The organism is Ornithinimicrobium pratense, assembly GCF_008843165.1.
Taxonomy (GTDB): domain Bacteria; phylum Actinomycetota; class Actinomycetes; order Actinomycetales; family Dermatophilaceae; genus Ornithinicoccus; species Ornithinicoccus pratensis.
On the sequence record NZ_CP044427.1, the window covers coordinates 2,756,326 to 2,775,399 of the forward strand.

Sequence of the window (19,074 nt, forward strand, 5' to 3'; positions counted from 1 at the left end):
CTTTCGGTCTCAGGGGAAGGGATGGGGGTCGAGGGCCAGGTCACGTTCGATCGGGTCCTGCGGCAGGACGGCATCCAGTCGGGGCAGGCCTGTGACCCGGGCCGCTGCGTGGCCGAAGGACATGGGGATGAGGCCGGGAGCCAGGACCTTGGCGGCCCGCAGGCCGGCGGCCCTGACTGCGGGGGTGGTGATGTCGACGACCAGTGCCCGGGAGCCCACGGCCTCGCACCTGCTCACCACGTGGCCCAGGACTTCCCGGAGGTCGGCCGCCCCCGTCGGCCAGGGACGCTGGGTCGGCGCCTCGACGGTCGGTGTCTGCCACAGGTGGCCCCACCTCGGCTCCACCGCCGGATCCTCGTGCAGGGTCACGTGGTCCTCCAGGGTGCGCACCTGGTAGGGATCGGCCACCATGGCCGCTCGCCTACCCTCCGGTGCGGGCTCCTTGGCCGGCGCGAGGGCTAGCGAGGTCACCAGCTCGACGACGGCTGCTGCCGCCGCCTTGGCCGGGTCCGGGTTGGCCCCGGCGGCACAGTAGAAGGCTCCGCGTTGCCCAGGCTGCGGGTCCCTGGCCCGTGCCGTCGCCACCACGGACGGCACCCCGACGTCACTGGTGATGTCCAGCAGGCGGATGTCGTAGCCCAGCGTGCCGGCGTGGTCCAGCAGATGCCTGGTCAGGCGGTCATCCGGGTCCGGCCGTACCTGACCTCGCACGCCCCGGCGGCCCCACCAGGCAAGCAGGAAGGCGTCTCTCTCGATGAGTTCCATCAGTCCGTGCAGCGCGGCCTCGGTCAGGCTGGCACCGAGAGCGCACCCGTTGCTGGTGTCCCGCAGCCAGAGGGGCGGGTCGGTGTGCCGGTGCGGATAACGGTGATGGACGGCATGGGCCGGGACCAGGACCGGGTTACCGTCGGAGAGGTCGATGGCGGGCAGCCAGTCGACGCTCTCCTCGGGGTCGAAGGCCCGCAACCCCACGGTGCGGTGCACGCGCGCCGGCTCCGGCAGCCCCAGGGTCCGTGGGTCCAGCGCTGCAGACCCCAGCTCCGTTGCGGAGGCACGGACAGCGGCCGGTTTCAGGGCCGACCAGGCGGCGCCAGCATCGCGTTCCAGCGCTTCCAGCAGGGCGACACGCTCGGCCTCGTCGTGGTCGCTGGCCCGCCCGTAACCACCGATACGTTCATCGGTGCCCGGCACGACCAGCTCGGCGACGGAGAAGGCCAAGGGTGTCGACAGGTCCCGGTAGAGGTGAGCGACCGGCCCGAAGCGGTGGTCGACCAGGACCTCGCGCAGGCCTGCCACATCCGGCGGCTGGCACTGCCGCAGCGAGCCCGCGTGGGACGGCGGCAGGGCCACCCCCGGATCGAGGTCCAGCCCCGTCTCGCTCGCGAGGGCGGTGGTGGCGCCGGCGGCGCTCCCGTCGTCGCAGACCGGGCATCCCGGGACGGCGATCACGCGGTGCTCGGCCACCGATGGTGACCTGGGGACGAGCACCAGAGCTCGCCGCGGGCCACCCATCTGGTGGTCATCGGCGGCCAAGTCCCGGGCGATGGTCTCCACCACGGGCGTCCAGCCGATCGCCGGTCCCCCACCACCCTCACCCAGCATCGGGTCGGTGCCCGGCGCCTTGAGCGTGGCGTGGTAACGCGCGACGGCGCACTGGGCGCACCCGGCTGCGCCGGGCCGGTCGACCGGGCCGATCAGCAGGGACGACCCCAGCGCCACCACCGGGACGCACGTCCCCCCGGCCTCCCGGGAGGACGACAGCTCGCCCGCCAGGTGGTCCAGGTCTGAGACGGCCAGCACCGGGACCGCCGGCGTCGGAAGGGCGTCCTCGGGGGTCTCGGTCCGGCCCTCGTCCGGCGCCGCGTCCGCCACAAGGACGACCAGACCGGCCTCGTCGAGGACTGACAGCCCCATGAGCGTCCGGCAGCGCGGCATACCCCCGCCTTGCTTGACCACGGCGGCCGGCTCGCCCTCTACGAGGACTGCAGGCCCGGCGACACCCGGCCCCGCAGCCTCCAGCACCTGCCAGGCCAAGAGCGCTTCCCGTTCGCCTCGCTCCAGGTCCTCCTGGGTTGAGCCCACGACGACCACCTCCCGGTCGCCCGCGTGCACCCTTCGGAGGGGAAGCGACGAGCTCTCCCCCTCGGCGGCGCGCTGCCGCGCCACGAGCAGAGCGACGGCGTGCACGGGGTCGACACCGGCGACCACTCGCTGGGGATCGACGCGCAGGACCTCGGCCACCCAACGCTCCACGGTGGCACCGATCGCGCGGCGTCGCGCGATCCTCTCGGTGGCACCCCATCCGCAGACCGCTGCTCCGGCGTGGTCGGCGCCGATCACGACAGGAACCGGCACCTGTGGCAGATCGAGCGGGTGAGGCTCGCCCAGCGGGCCCAGGTCGTCGTCGAAGAGGACGTCGTGCTGTCGGTCGAGCGCCGCCTCCTCGTCCGCGTGGTTTCTCGGCGTCGCGGAGCACGGGGGTGCGGGCCTCAGCACCGGGTGGATCCGGCCCACGCTCTCCGGCAGGATCCGCGCACGTGCACCGGGGCCCACGAGCACGGGTGCCATGGGTGAGCCGATGGCTCCACGCAAGGCGTGCTCGATCGCAGTCGCCACCAGCACGTCGTGCATCGCCTCCGTGTCGACCTCCTCCGGGGACGGTCGGCCGCGCGTGGTGAGTGCCGACGCCAGCCTGGTCGCCCGCGCCGTCTCATCCACCCCCAGGACCAGGTGACGCAGACCCGTGTCGTGCACGGCGACCACCTGCGATCCCCAGCGCTCCACGGCTCCGGAGCCCTGGTGGTCCCAGCTGGCCACCACACGCAGGGGCACATCGCCCCCGTCGGAGGAGGAGGTGCTCCCGCCATCCCGGACGGCGAGTCCGAGGTCGCCCATGATCGAGGCTGCGGTCGCCCGCAGCCGCTCGGTCCCGACGACGTCCCAGGTCGCGTCGAGCAAGCGGGCTGCGGCTGCGGCCGGGACGTCACATTCGTGCAGCGCCCACGAACGCAGCTGCTCCGACGCCTGCCCCCACTGCTCGCCCTCCGGCCTGACCACCGTGACCCCGCCTCGCCGCAGCTCGGCGACGACCTGCCCCAGCGCGGCCTCGGGCGTCCTCGCGCCCCGGTCCAAGACCGTGAGGTCCAGACCGTTCTCCAGCAGCGGGCGGAGCAGTGCCCAGACGGGACCTGCGGCGCTCCCCAGCCGGATCCGCACTCCGCGCTCGCCCGAGGTGGCCACCAGGACGTCCCCCGCGGTGCGCACCCGGGCACCAGGGCGCAGCATGACGAGCTCAGGGGTGATGTTCATGCGCGCGCGCCCGTCCCCATCATCGCGGAGGCATCCTCCGCCGCCTCCGACAGCAGGTCCATCCAGGTGGTGCCGGTGACATCCTCGACCGCCTGCGTGAGCAGCGCGCACAGCAGGTAGCGCTGCGAGGCTGTCACGTCGAGCAGCGGGAGGACCCGGTAGGCCTGATTGGTCAGGAACCGGTAGGCCGAGAACTCGGTCGCGGCGACCGGCTCCGGGAGCATCGAGAGGCTGCGCTGCTTCTCGTGGAAGGCAGAGTAGGTGCGGTTCTCGCCGTAGGCCCAGCGGCGCTTCTCGGCCTCACCCAGCCGCTCAGCCTTGGCGGCATAAGCCTCCCCCGGTTCGTAGCCCAGGATGCCCGACGCGGCTGCCTCCAGCGCCTGCGGCCAGCTCTGGTCAAGGAGGTCTGACCAGGACCGGAGCAGGGGGTCCTCCCCGTCGTACCGCCCGTCGGGGGCGGTCTGGAGAAGGTGGGCGACCAGGCCCCTGGCACCGTCCAGGTGCCGGGCGACCGCTGCCTGGACGGCGGCTCGCAGCTCATCCCCACCGTGCAGGTGCAGGTGGTCCTCGAGATGGCTGCGATAGGTCAGCTGCCCCACCTCGATCCCGCCGAGGGGCCACCGGCTCCCGTGCAGCGCCAGCAGGCGCAGCGCCGATCCCATGGCGTCGCCCTGGGCCAGGGTCTGACCGACCGCCGGCACGGCTGCGGCCAGGAACCGCTCCTTGAGCGGATAAGCCTCGGCACCGACCAGCTCGATCGAGGACGGACGATAGCGCTCGACCGTGACGGCGCGGTCCGGTCGCAAGGGCCCGTAGGGCGGCTCGATCAGCTCGGCCTTCCCGAGCGTGGCCGCCTGCTGCAACCACTCCTTCTCCTTCAGCGGCGGGCCACCCGCGAGTGGCGCCACGGCTTGGGTCAGGCGTCGGCGCGAGTCGTCCAGGTCGACCTGCCCGGGCTCAGCGTCGGGCACGATCACCGCGACGTGCGGGCCCTTGACCCAGTGCCGCTCGGCATAGGTTGCGGGGTGTTCCCTCTGCAGCTGGCGCACCTCGGGCAGAACTGCCGTGCTGAGCAGGTCGGCCGCACGCTGCGCATGCCAACTCACGACAATGGCGTGGCGGACACCAGGGTCTCTCAGGGTGGTGTTCATCACCGGATCGCCTCCTCGACGAGCTGGGTGGTCAGGTGCTGCTCGGATGGCTGCTCGGTGGCCATCTCAAAGACGTGCTCGGTGCAGGTCGGCTCGCCGGGCACCGACCCGGGTGCGGGAAGGGTCTCGGTGATCCACAGTGAGGGGGCCTCACCGAACCAGGAATGGAGCTGGCTCACATGGAGCGGTGACCCCCAGCGGACCCGCAGCGGTTTGGCCGTGAGGGCTGCGAGCTGGGTCCGCCAGCGCTCGGCGGCGTCCAGCGTCTCCCCAGGCTCGGCCGACGCGGCCGGCTCCGACATGGCGGTGACGAAGCAGTCCTCCGGTATGCCGTGCTGCAGGCGCCACGTCAGCAGGTCCGCGGCGGCAGCGACGGGGTCGGTGCCCGGTCCCGGTAGGGGGATCTGTGCGGCTGGGACCGCCCAGACCCGCCGGGAGAGCACCAGGGACCCCAGCACCACCCGTGGGTAGGCGCGGACCACCTGCCGGTCCTCGCCGACGAGGTCGTCGTCCGCCTCACCCGCGGGGTCGAGCTGGACCAGGGGCGAGTCGCCCAGGACGTAGTAGATGGCAGTCTCGTAGGGCAGCAGGAAGGGCACCAGCAGACCCAGGTAGATCGGCTCCACGTCCTCACCGTCGGGACCCTGCAGCCGTAGTCTGCGCTCCGCGGGGTCATCGACGACGGTGAGGTCGTCGATGCCGAGGTCGTGGCCCGACCGTGGTCCCATCAGGGTGTGCAGCTGCTCCTCGAGCAGCGGCGGATGAACGTTGGCGTTGAAGCCTTGGACCGGCCGCAGCTCGCGAGCACCCGGGGGGCACACCTCGGCCACCCACTCACGCACCTCACGCAACGCCGACTCTCCCCACATGTCCAGGAACCGGGAGGCGAACTGACCGCGCCCGCCGTAGATGTTGTTCAGGACGGCGCCGCCCTCGGCGGTCCGCTGCAGGAACACGGCGTAGGCGCGACCGTGGCGGTCCTTCGCCGGCACGGCGGCTGCGGCACTCGCCGCCCAGTCACGGTCCAGCTCCAGCACCTCCTGCCCAGCCAGACCAGCTCGACGAACCTGGTCGGCCAGGGTCGCCCGCGGGGCCATCGCTGCTGCGGCCTGGGGGTGGGTGCGGCCCAGCCCCTCGACCGCCTGCGCGAGGCTGTCCGTCGCGCTGGAGAAGACGTCGGGGAGGAGCTCCACGAGATCCCTCAGCGGGCGCCTTGCCCCCTCGCCGTGCGCCTCCACGAAGCTGGAGCGGATGGCAGCGCGGGTGATGGCGAGGTTGTCGAACGCCGGGAGGGCGGGGACCAGACACTCCAGGTCACGCTGCACCGTCGACCAGTCCTCCGGGCGGCGTGCCATCGAGCGCGTGAGCACGACGTCCTCGTAGATGGTGAACCCGGCCGCGGGGCGCGGCTGACCCAGGGCGGCGAAAGACTCCTCGACCGCCCGGTCGCAGGCCTCCACCTGCGCAGCTGCCTCCTCGCCACCCGAGCTCGGGGCGGACGCCAGCGCAGTGACCGCCTCGTCCAGGCAGGCCAGTGCCGCGTCAACCGCGCCCAGCACCACCCTGACGGCTGGCGGGGACTTCTCCGTGACTGCAGCCAGGATGTGCCGCGCGTCAGCCACGGGGTCTTCGACGTGGTCGTCGACGGGAAGGACAGGGATCACGAGACCGATCGCCAGCAGCCGGTCGACGGCCTGGCGCGCGCGGGGGTCCGCGCCCCCAATGCTGAGCGCCAGATCGGCCGGACGCACGTGGCGTCCGTCGCTGAGCAGGTCCAGCACAGCGTCGACGAGCGCCGATCGCCGGACGGTGGTGCGAGCCGTCTGCGTGGCGAAGACGCGAGGTTGCTGCTCCGGGGTGTCCAGGTGTTGCTCGAGGACGACCGCGTCGTCGTCGCGACGCACGACCCGGGCAGCCTGGTGCGGCCAGGCACTGCGGATGAGCGGATGTCTGGACGCGGCGTCCAGCAGGCGCAACAGGAGAACCCGGTTGACCTCCACGCGGTTCACCCGCTCGCCACCGGCGGGCACCGGCTCGGTCCCATCGGTGCCGGTGGCCCAGTGGGCGCGGCCGACGATCGTATAGGTGCTGAATGGGCTGGTCCGCCCGATCGCCCTCTCGGCGAACCGCAGGAGCCGGCCCTCGTGCTTGCGTGCACGCTTCTGGGGTCGCGCGCCGTCCCGCACGTAGGAGTCCACGGTCCGGGCCAGCCCGGGCGAGGACAGCGCGGTGGCCCGCCGCATGTCGGTGACACTCAGCACTTCCCGCAGTCCGGCACGCTCCGCGGTACGACGGCCCTCCAGGGCTGCGGCGAGCTCCTCTCGGGCACTCTCGGCCTGGCTCTGAGCCTGCAGGACACGGCGGGTCCGACCCAGAGCTGCCTGGATGTCATGGCCCTTGTCAGACAACGCATTCAGGGTGCTCAGGAGCTCCGGGCCGCGGGTCACGGGCCGGCTGGCGTGCAGGGAGCGTCGGCAGTGCAGCAGGCAGCGACGCTCGATCGCGTCCACCAGCGGGACCAGCTCGTAGAGGTCGTCCGCCAGCGCCTGCGCCTCCTGCCGTCGGGCCCGCTCGGCCGTCTCAAGGGTGCGGAGCGCGGTGGTCCAGGCGTCCTCGACCTGCCAAACCTCCGGCTCGGCGACGGGGTTGACCCGGATCAGTGACCAGGATGCGTGCTTCATCGGGACTGCTCCTTCGAGGTCGTGACCGGGCGGGAGGGAACGGCCCGCACGTGCGCACGACCCGGATGGGGAATCCGTTCCAGGACGTCGAGCACCGTGCGGACGCTCCGTTCCCAGAGGGACTCGTCGATGGTCAGCGGTGGGAAGAGGCTGATCCCGCGCGGCGAGCCGTGGACGATGACGCCGGCATCGGCGCATCGCCCGATGACGGCCCCGACCAGGTCTGAGGATGGACGCTGCGCACCAGGTGCTCCGTGCAGGTGGAGGCCGATCATCAGGCCTGCACCGGTACGCCTGGTGAGCGCGGCGGGCCATCTCTCATCGATGAGATCGGCTGCGGCAGAGCCGAGTCGGGCGGCTCGTGCGGGAAGGTCCTCGTGCACGATGACGTCGAGCGTCGCCAACGCCGCGGCACAGGCCAGAGGGTTCCCGCCCTGGGTCTCCCCGTGGAGGAAGGGAGCTGAGCCCCGGTCGAGCGCTCTGGCCACGTCCTGCGAGACCAGCACGGCTCCCAGCGGCAGGTAGCCGGCTGTCAGGGCTTTACTCGTGACCAGCAGGTCGGGGCGCAACCCGCGAGCTGTCGACGCCCACAGGTGTCCCGTCCGACCCAGGCCGGTGGCGACCTCGTCGGCGATGACGAGGAAGCCGTGCCGGTCCGCGAGTTCGCGCAGGGTGCGGCACCAGGAGTCAGGGAGGTCGAGGACCCCGGCGCTGCCCAGGACCGGCTCGACGACGACGGCGGCGATGCGGCCGCCCAGCAGCGCCGCCGTCTCCAGCAGGACCTCAGTCGCCTCGTCATCGGCTCGGCCGTCGCCGGGGGTCGGGAGTCGGAGGACCCCGTCCGAGCTGACCCCGTCCAAGGCCTGGTCCAGATCCTCCCCGGTCAGCGCTGCGCTCCCGATGAGAGTCCCGTGGTAGCCGTCCGAGAGCACCGCGACGAGGTCGCGACGCTGGCCACAGTTGGCCGCGACCCTGTGGGCGAGCATCACGGCCGTCTCCACGCCCGCCGCCCCCCCGGTGCAGAGCAGTGCGCGGCCGGTTCCCTCTGGGCCGAGCTCGATGAGCCGCTGGGCGAGCCGGACGGCCGGGACCGACTGCCCACGGAAGAGCGTTGCGTAGGCCACCTGATCCAGCTGTCCACGGACCGCGTCGTCCACCTCGTGGCGCCGGTGCCCCAGGGCCACGTTCCACAGGCCGGAGGTGCCGATGACACTCACTCGTCCGGCGCGGTCGAGCTCGACGTCGCCCTCCCCTTCCACGACGGTGCGGGCAGCGCCGCGGAACAGGGTGCGGTCGGTCATCGGGTGGTGCAGCGGGTGATCGATGGCCAGGCTTTCCAAGCCGGAATGGACGCTCGCTGGTCTCATGCCGGAACCTCCAGCTCCACGGGGGCGGACGTCGGCCGCTCAACGGCGCGGCGCTGATCGACCAGGTCGGAGGCGGTGGCGTGCGTCTCGACGGCTCGGGCGCGCGCCAGCCGGACAGGTCGGGGGTCCGCGGCGCTGTCGGTCGGCGTGGCAACGTCCACCAGACGCAGACCCGCTCGCCTCATGACCTGGCTGAGGATGGTGCGCGGCCAGCGGTGATGGCGGTCGGTGGTCAGGTAGGTGGCGCCGTCCGGGGCCCACCACAACCAGGTCGCGACGCTCGTCAGCCCCCGGCCACCCGGCTCGACCCGCTCGCTGGCGACGAGGGTGCCGGTGGATTCCAGTGAGGGCACTCGCTCCACGGCTCCAGTCAGGTCCTCCGCCGGGATGTCGCCGCTCACGTAGTCGATGAGCAGGGCGCCGCCAGGATGCAGGTGCCTGCGGGCTGCGCGCAGCAGGTGCTCGAGCTCCTCGGGTGCGAGCACCGAGATGGATGTCTCGCCAACGATGACCGCGTCATAGCGCTGGGGCAGGTGCAGGGTGGTGGCATCCGCGCAGACGAGATCGACCCGTTCGCTGACCTCGGCCGGGCTGTCCGCGAGCCGCTCGCGGGCCTTGTCCAGCATGCCTTGCTCCCGGTCTACAGCGGTGACCAGGTGCCCAGCCGCTGCCAGCGCAAGGGCCAGGCGTCCACCGCCGGAGAGCAGCTCGAGCACCCGGGCCCCGCCGCCGACGGCCTGCTCGACCTCGAGGACCCATCGCTGTTCGTCCGGCAGACCGGACAGCGGCAGGGCGTTCCACAGCTCCGCCCCCTCCTGGTGGTAGAGACGGATCCATCGTGGGTTGTCTGCCAGGACGGCCACCTGCGGGTCCGGCTCAGGCTCGGGGCGCGCGACTCCGGGCAGGGAGATCCCGCGGCGTGCCAATGCGTCCAGCAGTCTCCAGAGCCGCTCCTGGCGAGAGGGGTCCGGGTCGGGTGCGAAGGCTGCGTCCTCCCAGGCGTGGCGGACCAGGTGGTGGCGCAGCACGAGGGCGGCCTGGCGGGAGACGAGCACGGTCTGCGCGGCCTCAGGCGCGTGGACGGCGCCGCGCAGCCGGCCGACGAGGACACCCACGCCGAGTTTCTCCTGCGCCGGCGGGTGCCAGGAGGCTCCCGGGTCTGGCTCGTCACCGGCTGTGGCGAGCGCCCGAAGGCAGGCTGCGAGGGCGGCGGAGACGGGATGGCTCGCGCGGTGCCTGGCTGCCGCCAGCTCGCCGGCGGCGACCCAGAGGCTCGCCGCCTGCCCTTCGCTGGCTGCGACGGCGGGCATCACCGGCGCCGGAAGTGCGGGCCGCAGGCCGTGGTTCCAGACCGCGGAGGCTGACGTCCGGCACGCCGGATCCAGCGCGGCCGGCCAGGCCAGGGTGTCGATGGTCGGGGCGTCCGCCCCCGTCGCCCAGGTCGAGGCGGCGCGCGCCCACAGGGTTGGATCGGTCAGGCGCGCCCGCGCCTCGTCCACCACCTCTGCGGGCAAGGGCAGGTAGGTCCCCTCCAGCGCCGAGGGCAGGTCGAGGTGACCTGGTGGCGTCCAGATGAGGGTTGAGCTCCCTGTCAGATCTGCGATGGGGGCGAGCTCCTCCTCGTGCTCGGGCAGCCGGTCGACCAGCACGAGGTCGCCCAGCACGTCCACGACCTCCGGTCGCGGCAGGTCGCCCCGCAGTGCCCCCCGAGCACGGTCACGCAAGGTCCTGCGCTGCTGGTCGACCTGGGCACCGATGGAACCGTCCGGCCAGTTTGCCGCGGCGGTCGATGGGCTCAGCACCCACGACGGGTCCACCAGGGCCGCCACTCGGGCGGCGTCAAAGCCCTGGAGGCTGCTTGCCATAGCGGGGTCCGGCGCCAGTGGCTGACCGCCCGGACCCATCAGGGTGATCGAGCACGGGGCGTCTGCGGCAATCAGACTCTCGACCGTCAGCGGGGAGTCGGTGCAGACGCACACCTGCGCACCGGTGCTACGGACATCCTGGACGATGTCGACGGCCTGGCTCTTCGAGTCCTCGCCGGCAATCCGCACCACGACGACGACTGGAGTGCGTTGCGGCAAGAGCTGGCGCAGGCGGTGCAGGGTCCGGCGTGCCTCGCCTCGTCGCGCCGGTGACCAGGCCGAGCTCACGAGCAGCAAGGGCTCGGAGCCGCTGAGGTCTACAGCCGCCGCCAGGACGCGCTGCGTCGCCTCGGCGCCTAACCCCTCCTCGGACAGGAAAAGACCGGCTCGCAGCTCGGCCAGCGGGTGCAAGGTCGTCGACAGTCCCTCGCCATCGGGCGGAAGCAGCCGGTGTAGCGACCCGTCGCACGGCCTGGCCGCCGCATCGCGCACGCCGTCCTGGATCTCCCCGGTGGACAGATTGAGGCCACGCTGGGCTGCCACGGCACGCATGATGTCCTCGGGGGCCTCGCAGGTCTGCAAGTCGGCAGACGTCGGAACACCTGCGGACCAGCCGTCCCCGACCACCACGGCGCACCCCTGCGCGGCCAGGCCCGCGGTCGCGGGCATGACCTCGCCGCGGCGGACCACCACCCGCTCCGGGAGGAGCGCGACCGGCATACCCAGCCGCGTCAGCGCACGAGCCGCCACCAGGACAGAGGCGTTGTCACGCACCACCGCCGGCCGGCCGAGCTCGCCACCGGAGAGGATCCGGCCGGCCAGCAGGTCGTCCCCCACGGCCACGCCGCGGTGAGGGACCCAGGCCAGAGCCGTGCGTGCGTCGATGGACATCTTGGCTCACACCGCCGACGAGCTGTCTGCCAGGTTCGTCGCGGCGGCACCCCAGATCAGGCCACCGTCCGGATCACCGTCCTGCACGCTCCCGCCACCCCAGATCAGGCCACCGTCCAGATCACCGTCCTGCACGCTCCCGCCACCCCAGATCAGGCCACCGTCCGGATCACCGTCCTGCACGCTCCCGCCACCCCAGATCAGGCCACCGTCCAGGTCACCGTCCTGCACGCTCCCGCCACCCCAGATCAGGCCACCGTCCGGATCACCGCTGCCGCCGGCTGCACCGGCGAGCATCGCTCCACCCAGCAGTGCAGTGGCGCAGGCTCGGGACAGGGCGCTGGTGGTGCGAGTGATCGGACGGGCGAAGGGGCGAACTTCCTTGCTCACGCTGTGTCTCATCATTGCTCCTTGACGGATCGGGCTAGAGATCGACTAAGTGGGTGCGGAGCCGGCTGCTCGTCAGCTCTGACCACCATGCTTGACCCCGGATCAAGGGTTTGGGAAGGCTTTTCGATGGCCTGCCGAGGCCTTGGCCGCAGGTAGACATCGCAGGCTTGCTGGCGTCTTATCCGACCGGTTGCGGAAGGGCGCTGCTACCCTCTTGACCGGAACGGGGAGGTTCGATGCTTGAGTGGTTGAGCTTGGACAAGGACCACGAGCGGGTCTATCGCCTTCTGCTTGCCTCGCCCCGCTCCACCGTGGACCAGGTGGCCACGTCCTTGGCCCTGGATGTGGACGAGGCCCAGCGCCGGATCGACGCACTCGTGGCGGCCAAGCTCCTCGATGCGGCCGGCGTTGACGGCCTGCTGAAGGTGCCTGCGCCGTTGGCAGCCATCGGCGGCCTCATCAGCACCCAGCAGGCTGAGCTGGCACAACGCCAGGAGGAGCTTGAGCTGGCCAGGGAGTCTATGGGGGCGCTGGTGGACGAGTTTCTGACCGGGTACGACACGAAGGTCTCCCAGGAGATCGAGTTCCTGCCGTCCGCCGACCTCGTGCGAGCCCGCCTCTACCAGCTTTCGCGCTCGGTGCAGCGCGAGGTGCAGACCGTGCTGCCGAACGTCCAGATCGCCCGGGAGGCCCTGGAGGCGAGCCTGCCACTCGATCTGGAGATCCTGGCGCGAGGGGTGACGGTGCGCACCGTGTGCTCGCCCAAGCTCCTGTCCGAGAAGGGCGCTCACGAGCACTTCGCGCGCCTCGCGGAGGCCGGAGGACGGGTCCGGGTGCACCCTGGCCCGCCGAGCCGCATGGTGCTGGTGGACGGCCAGCAAGGTCTCATTCCGGTGGATCCGGACGATCCTGCTCGCGGCGCCTACCTACTCAAGAGACCGGCCCTGACGGCGCCCCTGGTCACGCTGTTCCAGGAGATCTGGTGCAAGGCGGTCCCGTTCGAGAGCACACAGCGCTCGGAGGCAGAGATCGACGATGCGGGCCTCGGGGAGCGGGTGCGGATGGCAGTCGTCCTGCTGGCGCAGGGCCAGAAGGACGCCGCGGTCGCGCGCCGCATGAATGTCTCCACCCGCACGGTGCGGCGATGGTTGGCGCAGGCCATGCAGACCCTGGGTACGGACAGCCGCTTCGAGCTGGCGGTGGAGGCGACGCGGAGAGGATGGCTGCCCGCAGCCGCCGTCCACGTGGACGGCGAGTTCTGACCCTCGCGACCCGTGACGCGGCCCCGGCAAGAGCAACCTAGCCGGTCACGGCGCAGGTGCGCCCCGCAGGGCAGCCCTTGAGCCGCGAAAGCGGTGTTATCGTCGCAGTCATGACGCAGTTGCGCATTGCCGAAGCCGCTGACCTGCTGGGCGTGTCGACCGACACCGTCCGGCGGGCGATCGAGGCCGGGCGGCTCACGGCCGCCAAGGACACGAGGGGTCGCACGGTGGTCGAGGGCAGGGACGTCGCCGCCCTGGCCCAGGACCAGGCGCATCCGGCCGAGGTCGGGACCATCGGGTCCAGCTCGGCCCGCAACCAGATGCGCGGGGTCGTCACCCGCGTCAAGAGCGACCTGGTGATGTCCCAGGTCGACGTCCAGGCCGGGCCGTTCCGACTCGTCTCCCTCCTGTCCACCGAGGCGGTGGAGGAGATGGGCCTGGTGCCGGGCAGCGTGGTCATCGCCTCGGTCAAGGCCACTCACGTGACCGTCGGCACCCCATCATGAGCCGTCGAAGCGCGCCGTGCGCCGCGGTCGCTCTGACGCTGACCCTGGCGGCCTGCAGCTCCGGCACCGACCCGGCGAAGGGAGGCGGGACCGTCGAGCAGACCCTCACCGTGTTGGCCGCAGCCTCGCTGACTGAGGTCTTCGGGCTCATGGCCGAGGACTTCGAGGCCGACCATCCCGGGGTCAGCGTGGAGCAGAGCTTCGCGGCCAGCTCCACCATCGTCCAACAGGTCAACGAGGGTGCGCCGGCCGACGTCATCGCCCTGGCCGGGATGAGCTCCCTGGAGCCCCTGGCGGAGGAGCACCGGGTCGGTGAGGTGCACGAGTTCACCACCAACAGCCTCCAGCTGGCGGTGCCGCCGGATAACCCGGCCGGGATCACGGGCGTCGAGGACCTCACCCAGGACGGCATCCGGCTCGTGGTCTGCGCCGAGCAGGTCCCGTGCGGCACGGCCAGCGCGTCCCTCTTCCAGGCCCAGGGCATCTCACCGGCCATCGCCTCCCTCGAGTATGACGTGCGAGCGACACTGACCAAGGTCGAGCTCGGCGAGGCCGACGTGGGCATCGTCTACCGCAGCGACGTCACCGAGGCTGGCGACCGGGTGCGGGGCGTGGAGATCCCCGACGACGTCAACGTGGTCAACAGCTACCCCATCCTGGCCGTCTCCGACTCCCCGCTCGCCCAGGCGTTCGTCGAAGAGGTGCTGTCGGAGCGGGGCCAGCAGCACCTGACCGACGCGGGCTTCGTCGCCCCGTGAGCAGCGTCCGGTGGCCAGCCCCACCCGAGGCGACGCCCGACGGATCCGGCTCCCCGCGCAGCGGCCCCCCACGCACCCGCACCCGCACCCGCACCCCACGCACCCGCGGAGCGACCCGGGCCCGGTTGCCGCTGCTGGTCCCGGCCTGGCTGGGCGTCGCCTTCATCGTGCTGCCCCTGGTCGCCTTGTTCATCCGGGCTGACTGGGCCAACATCACCACCCACCTGGCGGCACCTGTCGTCGGTCAGGCGCTGCGGCTGTCGGCGATCACGACCTCTATCACCATGGTGGTGGTCTGGGCGGTGGGCACGCCGCTGGCCTGGCTGCTGGCCCGTTCCGACCATCCTCTCACCGCCTGGGGACGGGCGCTGATCACGGTGCCGCTCGTCCTGCCCCCCGTCGTCGGCGGCGTGGCGCTGCTGATGACCTGGGGCCGCCGCGGGGTGCTCGGCGGCTGGCTCGACGAGACCTTCGGGATCACCCTGCCGTTCACCACCGCCGCAGTGGTGATGGCCGAGATCTTCGTCGCGTTGCCGTTCTACGTCATCGCGGTCGAGGGCTCGATGCGCAGCCTGGACCGCCGCTACGACGAGATCGCGGCCACCCTGGGCGCCGGGCCGGTCCGCACCTTCTCCACCGTCGCCCTCCCCATGGTGCTGCCCGGCATCGCGGCCGGGTCCGCGCTGGCCTGGGCCCGGGCGCTGGGTGAGTTCGGGGCCACGATCACCTTCGCCGGCAACTTCCCGGGCCGGACCCAGACCGCCCCGCTCGGGGTCTACTCCGCGCTGGAGAGCGACCCGCAGGCGGCCATCGCGCTGTCGCTGGTCATGCTGGTCGTCAGCGTCCTGGTGCTGGGGCTGCTGCGCAGCAGGTGGCTGCGGTGAGCCTGCTGGAGGCCCGGCTGGCCGTCGACCTCGGCGACTTCCGCCTCGACCTCGACCTGCGCTGCGACCGGGGTGTCACCGCCGTGCTCGGACCGAACGGGTCCGGCAAGACCACGGCGCTGAAAGCGGTGGCGGGGCTGCATACCCTCACCTCCGGGCATGTCCGGGCGGGCGGCCGAGCCTGGGCCGACCACGGGGCGCGCCTGCACCTCCCACCCGAGGCCCGCAGCGTGGGGATGCTGCTCGCCGACCCGCTGCTCTTCCCGCACCTGAACCTGCTGGACAACGTCGCCTACGGCCCCAGGTCGCGCGGTATGCCGCGCCGCGCCGCCCGCGAGCGCGCCGCCACCGAGCTCGGCCGGGTCGGTCTGGCCGAGCTGGCCCGCCGCCGGCCAGCGCAGGTCTCCCAGGGCCAGGCGCAGCGGGCAGCGCTGGCCCGGGCCCTGGCCACTGACCCGGCGGTGCTGCTGCTGGACGAGCCGCTCTCCGCGCTCGACCCCCAGACCCGGTCGGCGACCCGGGCCGAACTCTCGCACCGGCTGCGGGAGTTCGACGGGGTGACCGTGCTGGTCACCCACGACGCGCTGGATGCGCTGACCCTCGGCGACCGGCTGGTCTTCCTCGAGGAGGGCCGGGAGGTGCAGTCCGGGACCCCGGCGGAGGTCATCTCCCGGCCGCGCTCCCCCTACGTGGCGGGTGTGGTGGGGCTCAACCTGCTGCGCGGCACCCTGGCGCAGAGGGCCAGCGCGACGGGGCGGCCGGCCTCCGCGAACGCACTCGACCTCGGCGCCGGCGAGCAGCTGGTCGTCGCCGAGGTCCCGGACGGCACGCGGCCCGGGGATCCCCTCCTGGCCACCATCGCCCCCGAGGCGGTCGCCCTGTTCACCCGGCGCCCGCAGACCTCTGCCCGCAACCTGTGGCCGTTGACGGTCTCAGCGGTGACGGTGACCGGCCCACGGGCGCGAATCCACCTCACCGGTGCCGTCGACCTTGTGGCGGAGGTGACGCTGGGTGCGGTGGCCGAGCTGGAGCTGGTCGCCGGACGCGAGGTGTGGGTGAGCGTGAAGGCCACGGAGGTGACCGCATACCCGGCCTGAGGTGGGGCGCACCTGCCGGTTAGCGGCTGACGCGACGTCCACGTCTACCCTGCTGGCCATGGCCCCGACCCCGTCGCCCCAGCGCGTCCTTCCCACCGAGGAGGCCCGAGACCTGCTCGCCCTCGTCCGCGAGATCGCCGACGAGCAGCTCCTGCCCCAGGTGGACCAGGCGGAGGCCGAGCACCGCTTCCCGCGGGAGGTCTTCACCATGCTCGGGCAGACCGGGCTGCTGTCGCTGGCCTACCCCGAGGAGTTCGGTGGCGGCGGACAGCCCTACGAGGTCTACCTGCAGGTGGTCGAGGAGATCGCCCGCGCCTGGATGTCGGTCGCGGTCGGCGTCTCCGTGCACTCGCTGACCGCCTTCCCGCTGGCGACCTTCGGCACCCCTGAGCAGCAGCAGCGGTGGCTGCCCGGGATGCTCGGCGGCGAGCAGCTGGGCGCCTACTGCCTCTCCGAGCCGCAGGCCGGCTCCGATGTCGCCGCGATCCGCACCCGCGCCCGCAGGATCGGCACGGGCGAGGGTGCCGACTATCTACTGACCGGCGGCAAGGCGTGGATCAGCCACGCCGGGCACGCCGACTTCTACACCACCTTCGTGCGGACCTCCGACGACGGCGGGCGGGGCCTGGCCTGCTTCCACGTCCCCGCGGACGCCCCGGGCCTGTCCTTCGCCGAGCCCGAGCGCAAGATGGGCCTGCACAGCGACACGGTCGGCGAGGTGCTCCTCGACGGGGTCCAGCTGCCGGCCGACCACCTCATCGGGCAGGAGGGGCAAGGTATGGCGATCGCGCTGGCCGCCCTCGACTCCGGCCGACTCGGCATCGCCGCGGCCGCGACCGGGCTGGCCCAGCGGGCGCTGGAGGTCGCCTCGGCGTACGCGACCGAGCGGGAGCAGTTCGGCCGCCCGATCGCCGACAACCAGGGGCTGGCCTTCCTCATCGCCGACATGGCCGCGGCCGTGGGCTCGGCCCGCGCGACCTACCTGCACGCCGCCCGGCTCAAGGACGCCGACCTGCCGCACACCCAGGAGGCGTCCATCGCCAAGCTGGTCTGCACCGACGCCGCGATGAAGGTCACCACCGACGCCGTCCAGGTCCTCGGGGGGTACGGCTACACCACCGACTTCCCCGCCGAGCGGATGATGCGCGAGGCGAAGGTGACGCAGATCTTCGAAGGCACCAACCAGATTCAGCGGCTGGTCATCAGCCGCCAGCAGCTCGCCCGCGTCGCCGGGCGCTGAGCCGCCCGACCTGCCCGACCCGCACACCTGGAGGAAGCATGCAGATCACCGACTCGACCGTCGCCCTCATCACCGGCGCCGCCAGCGGCCTGGGCGAGGCGACCGCCCGGCGCCTGCTCGACGCCGGCGCCCGCGTCCTGCTGGTCGACCTGCCAGGTGGGCGCGGCCAGGAGCTGGCCGAGGACCTGGGCGAGCGGGCTGCCTTCGCCGCCGCCGACGTCCGCGACCCCGAGCAGGTCGGCGCCGCCATGGCTGCGGCGACGGCGATGGGCCAACTGCGGATCGTGGTCAACTGCGCCGGCGTGGCCACCCCGGGCCGCATCCTGTCCCGCCGCGGAGTGCTGGACCTGGACGCCTACCGCACCGTGGTCGAGATCAACCTCATCGGCACCTTCAACGTCCTGCGCCTGGCCGCCGAGGCGATGGCCACCAACGAGCCGGACGACGACGGCACCGGCAGCCACGGGGACCGGGGCGTCATCGTCATGACCGCCAGCGTCGCCGCCTACGACGGCCAGATCGGCCAGGCCGCCTACGCCAGCTCCAAGGCCGGCGTCGTCGGCCTGACCCTCACCGCCGCCCGCGACCTGGCCGACAAGGCCATCCGGGTGATGACCATCGCCCCCGGCGTCTTCGAGACCCCGATGATGGCCGGTCTCGGTGAGGACGTGAAGTCCTCCCTGGAGGCCCTCGTCCCCCACCCCTCACGGCTCGGCAGGCCCGAGGAGTACGCCTCCCTGGTCGCCCACATCGTCGACAACCCCCTGCTCAACGGCGAGGTCATCCGCCTCGACGGCGCGCTGCGGATGCCCCCGCGCTAGGCCACCCGGGGGCTCACCCCACGCGGTGCAACTCAAGCTGGTCCAGCTCGGCGACCAGCACGCCCGGCAGCACCACGGGCTTGCCCTCCACCAGGGCGGTGACGCGGCGGGCGTCCTGGCCGGGGTGATCGGTGCCCAGTTGCTCCACCTGAGCCCACGCCACCCGCCGGGTGACCGGGCCGCGATGCAGCGTCATACCCTCCCGGTCTGCGGTGGTGCCGGACCGCATAGCCCCCACCCAGAAGAGCACCATCGCCAGGATGAAGACGGCCCGCACCGCCGTCCCCGCCGTCCAGCCGTCCTCGCGCAGCCCGATCACACCGACCGCGACCGAGGACAGCACCATGACCAGCACGGCCCAGAAGAGGAAGGTGCGGTGCGGGGGGCGCAGCGTGAGGTAGGTGGTGCCGGCGTCGGTCATGCCTCCAGGGTACGGACGTCCGGGGATGGCCCCGTGCGTCCGTGTGCCGGTGCCGGCGGGTCGGTCACCCGTCGTCGGTTGCCGGTTCCCGGTCGTCGACACCCGGCGCGTCGCCGATGCGGCGCAGGATCTCCTCGGCGTCCAGGCCCTTGGCGACGGCGGCGCCGAGGGCGTAGGTGGCGATCGGCGCCAGCGGTCGAGCCCTACCGTGAGCCGTGCGCTTGGCCAGCCCCAGGATGCGGGTGACCACCTCGAGGTCCAGCGGCTCCCCGGTCACCTCCGAGACCCAGGTCAGCCACTCTCGGTGCTCGGCCTCGATCTGCACTGGGGTGCTCATCGCCCCATTGTGCCGACGCCGTCGGACCGGCACCAGAGGACCGGTGCCCGTAAGCGAGCGCGAAGCGGCCTCGCTTGGGCGGGGGCCCGGCGTA

Annotated in this window: 15 protein-coding genes; 7 read left to right on the forward strand and 8 right to left on the reverse strand. The window is 72.4% G+C overall.

Features of this window, described 5'->3' with window-relative positions; genetic code table 11:
* Positions 1-9: 9 nt before the first annotated feature.
* Genes FY030_RS12695 through FY030_RS12720 form a run of 6 tightly spaced genes read right to left on the reverse strand, consistent with a single transcriptional unit; the run spans position 10 to position 11,654 of the window.
* On the reverse strand, positions 10-3,309 hold the full coding sequence (locus FY030_RS12695; protein ID WP_158061820.1) for a TOMM precursor leader peptide-binding protein: 3,300 nt from the start codon (positions 3,307-3,309) through the stop codon (positions 10-12).
* Positions 3,306-4,415 carry a lantibiotic dehydratase C-terminal domain-containing protein gene (locus FY030_RS12700; RefSeq protein ID WP_192498599.1) on the reverse strand — a complete coding sequence of 370 codons (1,110 nt, stop codon included), beginning with the start codon at positions 4,413-4,415 and terminating at the stop codon, positions 3,306-3,308. The genes FY030_RS12695 and FY030_RS12700 overlap by 4 nt, the downstream gene beginning before the upstream one ends.
* Before the next feature lie 44 nt (positions 4,416-4,459).
* The gene (locus FY030_RS12705; RefSeq protein WP_192498600.1) at positions 4,460-7,141 is read right to left on the reverse strand and encodes a lantibiotic dehydratase; all 2,682 of its coding nucleotides are present in this window, start codon (positions 7,139-7,141) and stop codon (positions 4,460-4,462) included.
* Positions 7,138-8,508: an aminotransferase class III-fold pyridoxal phosphate-dependent enzyme gene (locus FY030_RS12710; protein ID WP_158061823.1), complete on the reverse strand. Its 1,371-nt coding sequence runs from the start codon at positions 8,506-8,508 to the stop codon at positions 7,138-7,140. Before FY030_RS12710 ends, FY030_RS12705 begins: the two co-directional genes overlap by 4 nt.
* Entirely contained in the window at positions 8,505-11,264 is a 2,760-nt protein-coding gene (locus FY030_RS12715) for a class I SAM-dependent methyltransferase (protein ID WP_158061824.1), read from the reverse strand. The genes FY030_RS12710 and FY030_RS12715 overlap by 4 nt, the downstream gene beginning before the upstream one ends.
* A gap of 6 nt (positions 11,265-11,270) precedes the next feature.
* Positions 11,271-11,654: a hypothetical protein gene (locus FY030_RS12720; protein WP_158061825.1), complete on the reverse strand. Its 384-nt coding sequence runs from the start codon at positions 11,652-11,654 to the stop codon at positions 11,271-11,273.
* Positions 11,655-11,890: 236 nt separating this feature from the next.
* On the opposite strand from FY030_RS12720, the gene FY030_RS12725 reads away from it, so the two are divergent.
* The 7 genes from FY030_RS12725 to FY030_RS12755 all read left to right on the forward strand — a co-directional run bounded on the left by FY030_RS12725 (position 11,891) and on the right by FY030_RS12755 (position 18,222).
* Positions 11,891-12,916 carry a helix-turn-helix transcriptional regulator gene (locus FY030_RS12725; protein WP_158061826.1) on the forward strand — a complete coding sequence of 342 codons (1,026 nt, stop codon included), beginning with the start codon at positions 11,891-11,893 and terminating at the stop codon, positions 12,914-12,916.
* Between the two features lie 110 nt (positions 12,917-13,026).
* Positions 13,027-13,422: a TOBE domain-containing protein gene (locus FY030_RS12730; RefSeq protein ID WP_158061827.1), complete on the forward strand. Its 396-nt coding sequence runs from the start codon at positions 13,027-13,029 to the stop codon at positions 13,420-13,422.
* Positions 13,419-14,180, forward strand: coding sequence for a molybdate ABC transporter substrate-binding protein (gene modA, locus FY030_RS12735; RefSeq protein WP_158061828.1), 762 nt, complete (start codon positions 13,419-13,421; stop codon positions 14,178-14,180). Before FY030_RS12730 ends, modA begins: the two co-directional genes overlap by 4 nt.
* 125 nt (positions 14,181-14,305) lie before the next feature.
* A complete protein-coding gene (locus FY030_RS12740; protein WP_202879824.1) occupies positions 14,306-15,064 on the forward strand; it encodes an ABC transporter permease in 759 nt (252 codons plus the stop codon).
* Positions 15,061-16,161: an ABC transporter ATP-binding protein gene (locus FY030_RS12745; RefSeq protein WP_158061830.1), complete on the forward strand. Its 1,101-nt coding sequence runs from the start codon at positions 15,061-15,063 to the stop codon at positions 16,159-16,161. Before FY030_RS12740 ends, FY030_RS12745 begins: the two co-directional genes overlap by 4 nt.
* Before the next feature lie 58 nt (positions 16,162-16,219).
* The gene (locus tag FY030_RS12750) at positions 16,220-17,401 is read left to right on the forward strand and encodes an acyl-CoA dehydrogenase family protein (protein ID WP_158061831.1); all 1,182 of its coding nucleotides are present in this window, start codon (positions 16,220-16,222) and stop codon (positions 17,399-17,401) included.
* Between the two features lie 38 nt (positions 17,402-17,439).
* Positions 17,440-18,222, forward strand: a complete 783-nt coding sequence (locus FY030_RS12755) for an SDR family NAD(P)-dependent oxidoreductase (RefSeq protein ID WP_158061832.1) — start codon at positions 17,440-17,442, stop codon at positions 18,220-18,222.
* A 13-nt stretch (positions 18,223-18,235) separates the two neighbouring features.
* On the opposite strand, the gene FY030_RS12760 is transcribed toward FY030_RS12755, so the two are convergent.
* Complete coding sequence (locus FY030_RS12760; protein ID WP_158061833.1) at positions 18,236-18,643, reverse strand: hypothetical protein; 408 nt, start codon at positions 18,641-18,643, stop codon at positions 18,236-18,238.
* A gap of 64 nt (positions 18,644-18,707) precedes the next feature.
* Positions 18,708-18,980, reverse strand: a complete 273-nt coding sequence (locus FY030_RS12765) for a DUF6457 domain-containing protein (RefSeq protein WP_202879702.1) — start codon at positions 18,978-18,980, stop codon at positions 18,708-18,710.
* Between the last annotated feature and the right edge of the window lie 94 nt (positions 18,981-19,074).

Excerpts from the sequence above, each read along its gene's own strand:
- FY030_RS12695 (WP_158061820.1), bottom strand. The coding sequence starts at position 3,309 with ATGAACATCACCCCTGAGCTCGTCATGCTGCGCCCTGGTGCCCGGGTG.
- FY030_RS12705 (WP_192498600.1), bottom strand. The coding sequence starts at position 7,141 with ATGAAGCACGCATCCTGGTCACTGATCCGGGTCAACCCCGTCGCCGAG.
- FY030_RS12710 (WP_158061823.1), bottom strand. The coding sequence starts at position 8,508 with ATGAGACCAGCGAGCGTCCATTCCGGCTTGGAAAGCCTGGCCATCGAT.
- FY030_RS12715 (WP_158061824.1), bottom strand. The coding sequence starts at position 11,264 with ATGTCCATCGACGCACGCACGGCTCTGGCCTGGGTCCCTCACCGCGGC.
- FY030_RS12725 (WP_158061826.1), top strand. The coding sequence starts at position 11,891 with ATGCTTGAGTGGTTGAGCTTGGACAAGGACCACGAGCGGGTCTATCGC.
- FY030_RS12730 (WP_158061827.1), top strand. The coding sequence starts at position 13,027 with ATGACGCAGTTGCGCATTGCCGAAGCCGCTGACCTGCTGGGCGTGTCG.
- modA (WP_158061828.1), top strand. The coding sequence starts at position 13,419 with ATGAGCCGTCGAAGCGCGCCGTGCGCCGCGGTCGCTCTGACGCTGACC.
- FY030_RS12750 (WP_158061831.1), top strand. The coding sequence starts at position 16,220 with ATGGCCCCGACCCCGTCGCCCCAGCGCGTCCTTCCCACCGAGGAGGCC.
- FY030_RS12755 (WP_158061832.1), top strand. The coding sequence starts at position 17,440 with ATGCAGATCACCGACTCGACCGTCGCCCTCATCACCGGCGCCGCCAGC.
- FY030_RS12760 (WP_158061833.1), bottom strand. The coding sequence starts at position 18,643 with ATGACCGACGCCGGCACCACCTACCTCACGCTGCGCCCCCCGCACCGC.
- FY030_RS12765 (WP_202879702.1), bottom strand. The coding sequence starts at position 18,980 with ATGAGCACCCCAGTGCAGATCGAGGCCGAGCACCGAGAGTGGCTGACC.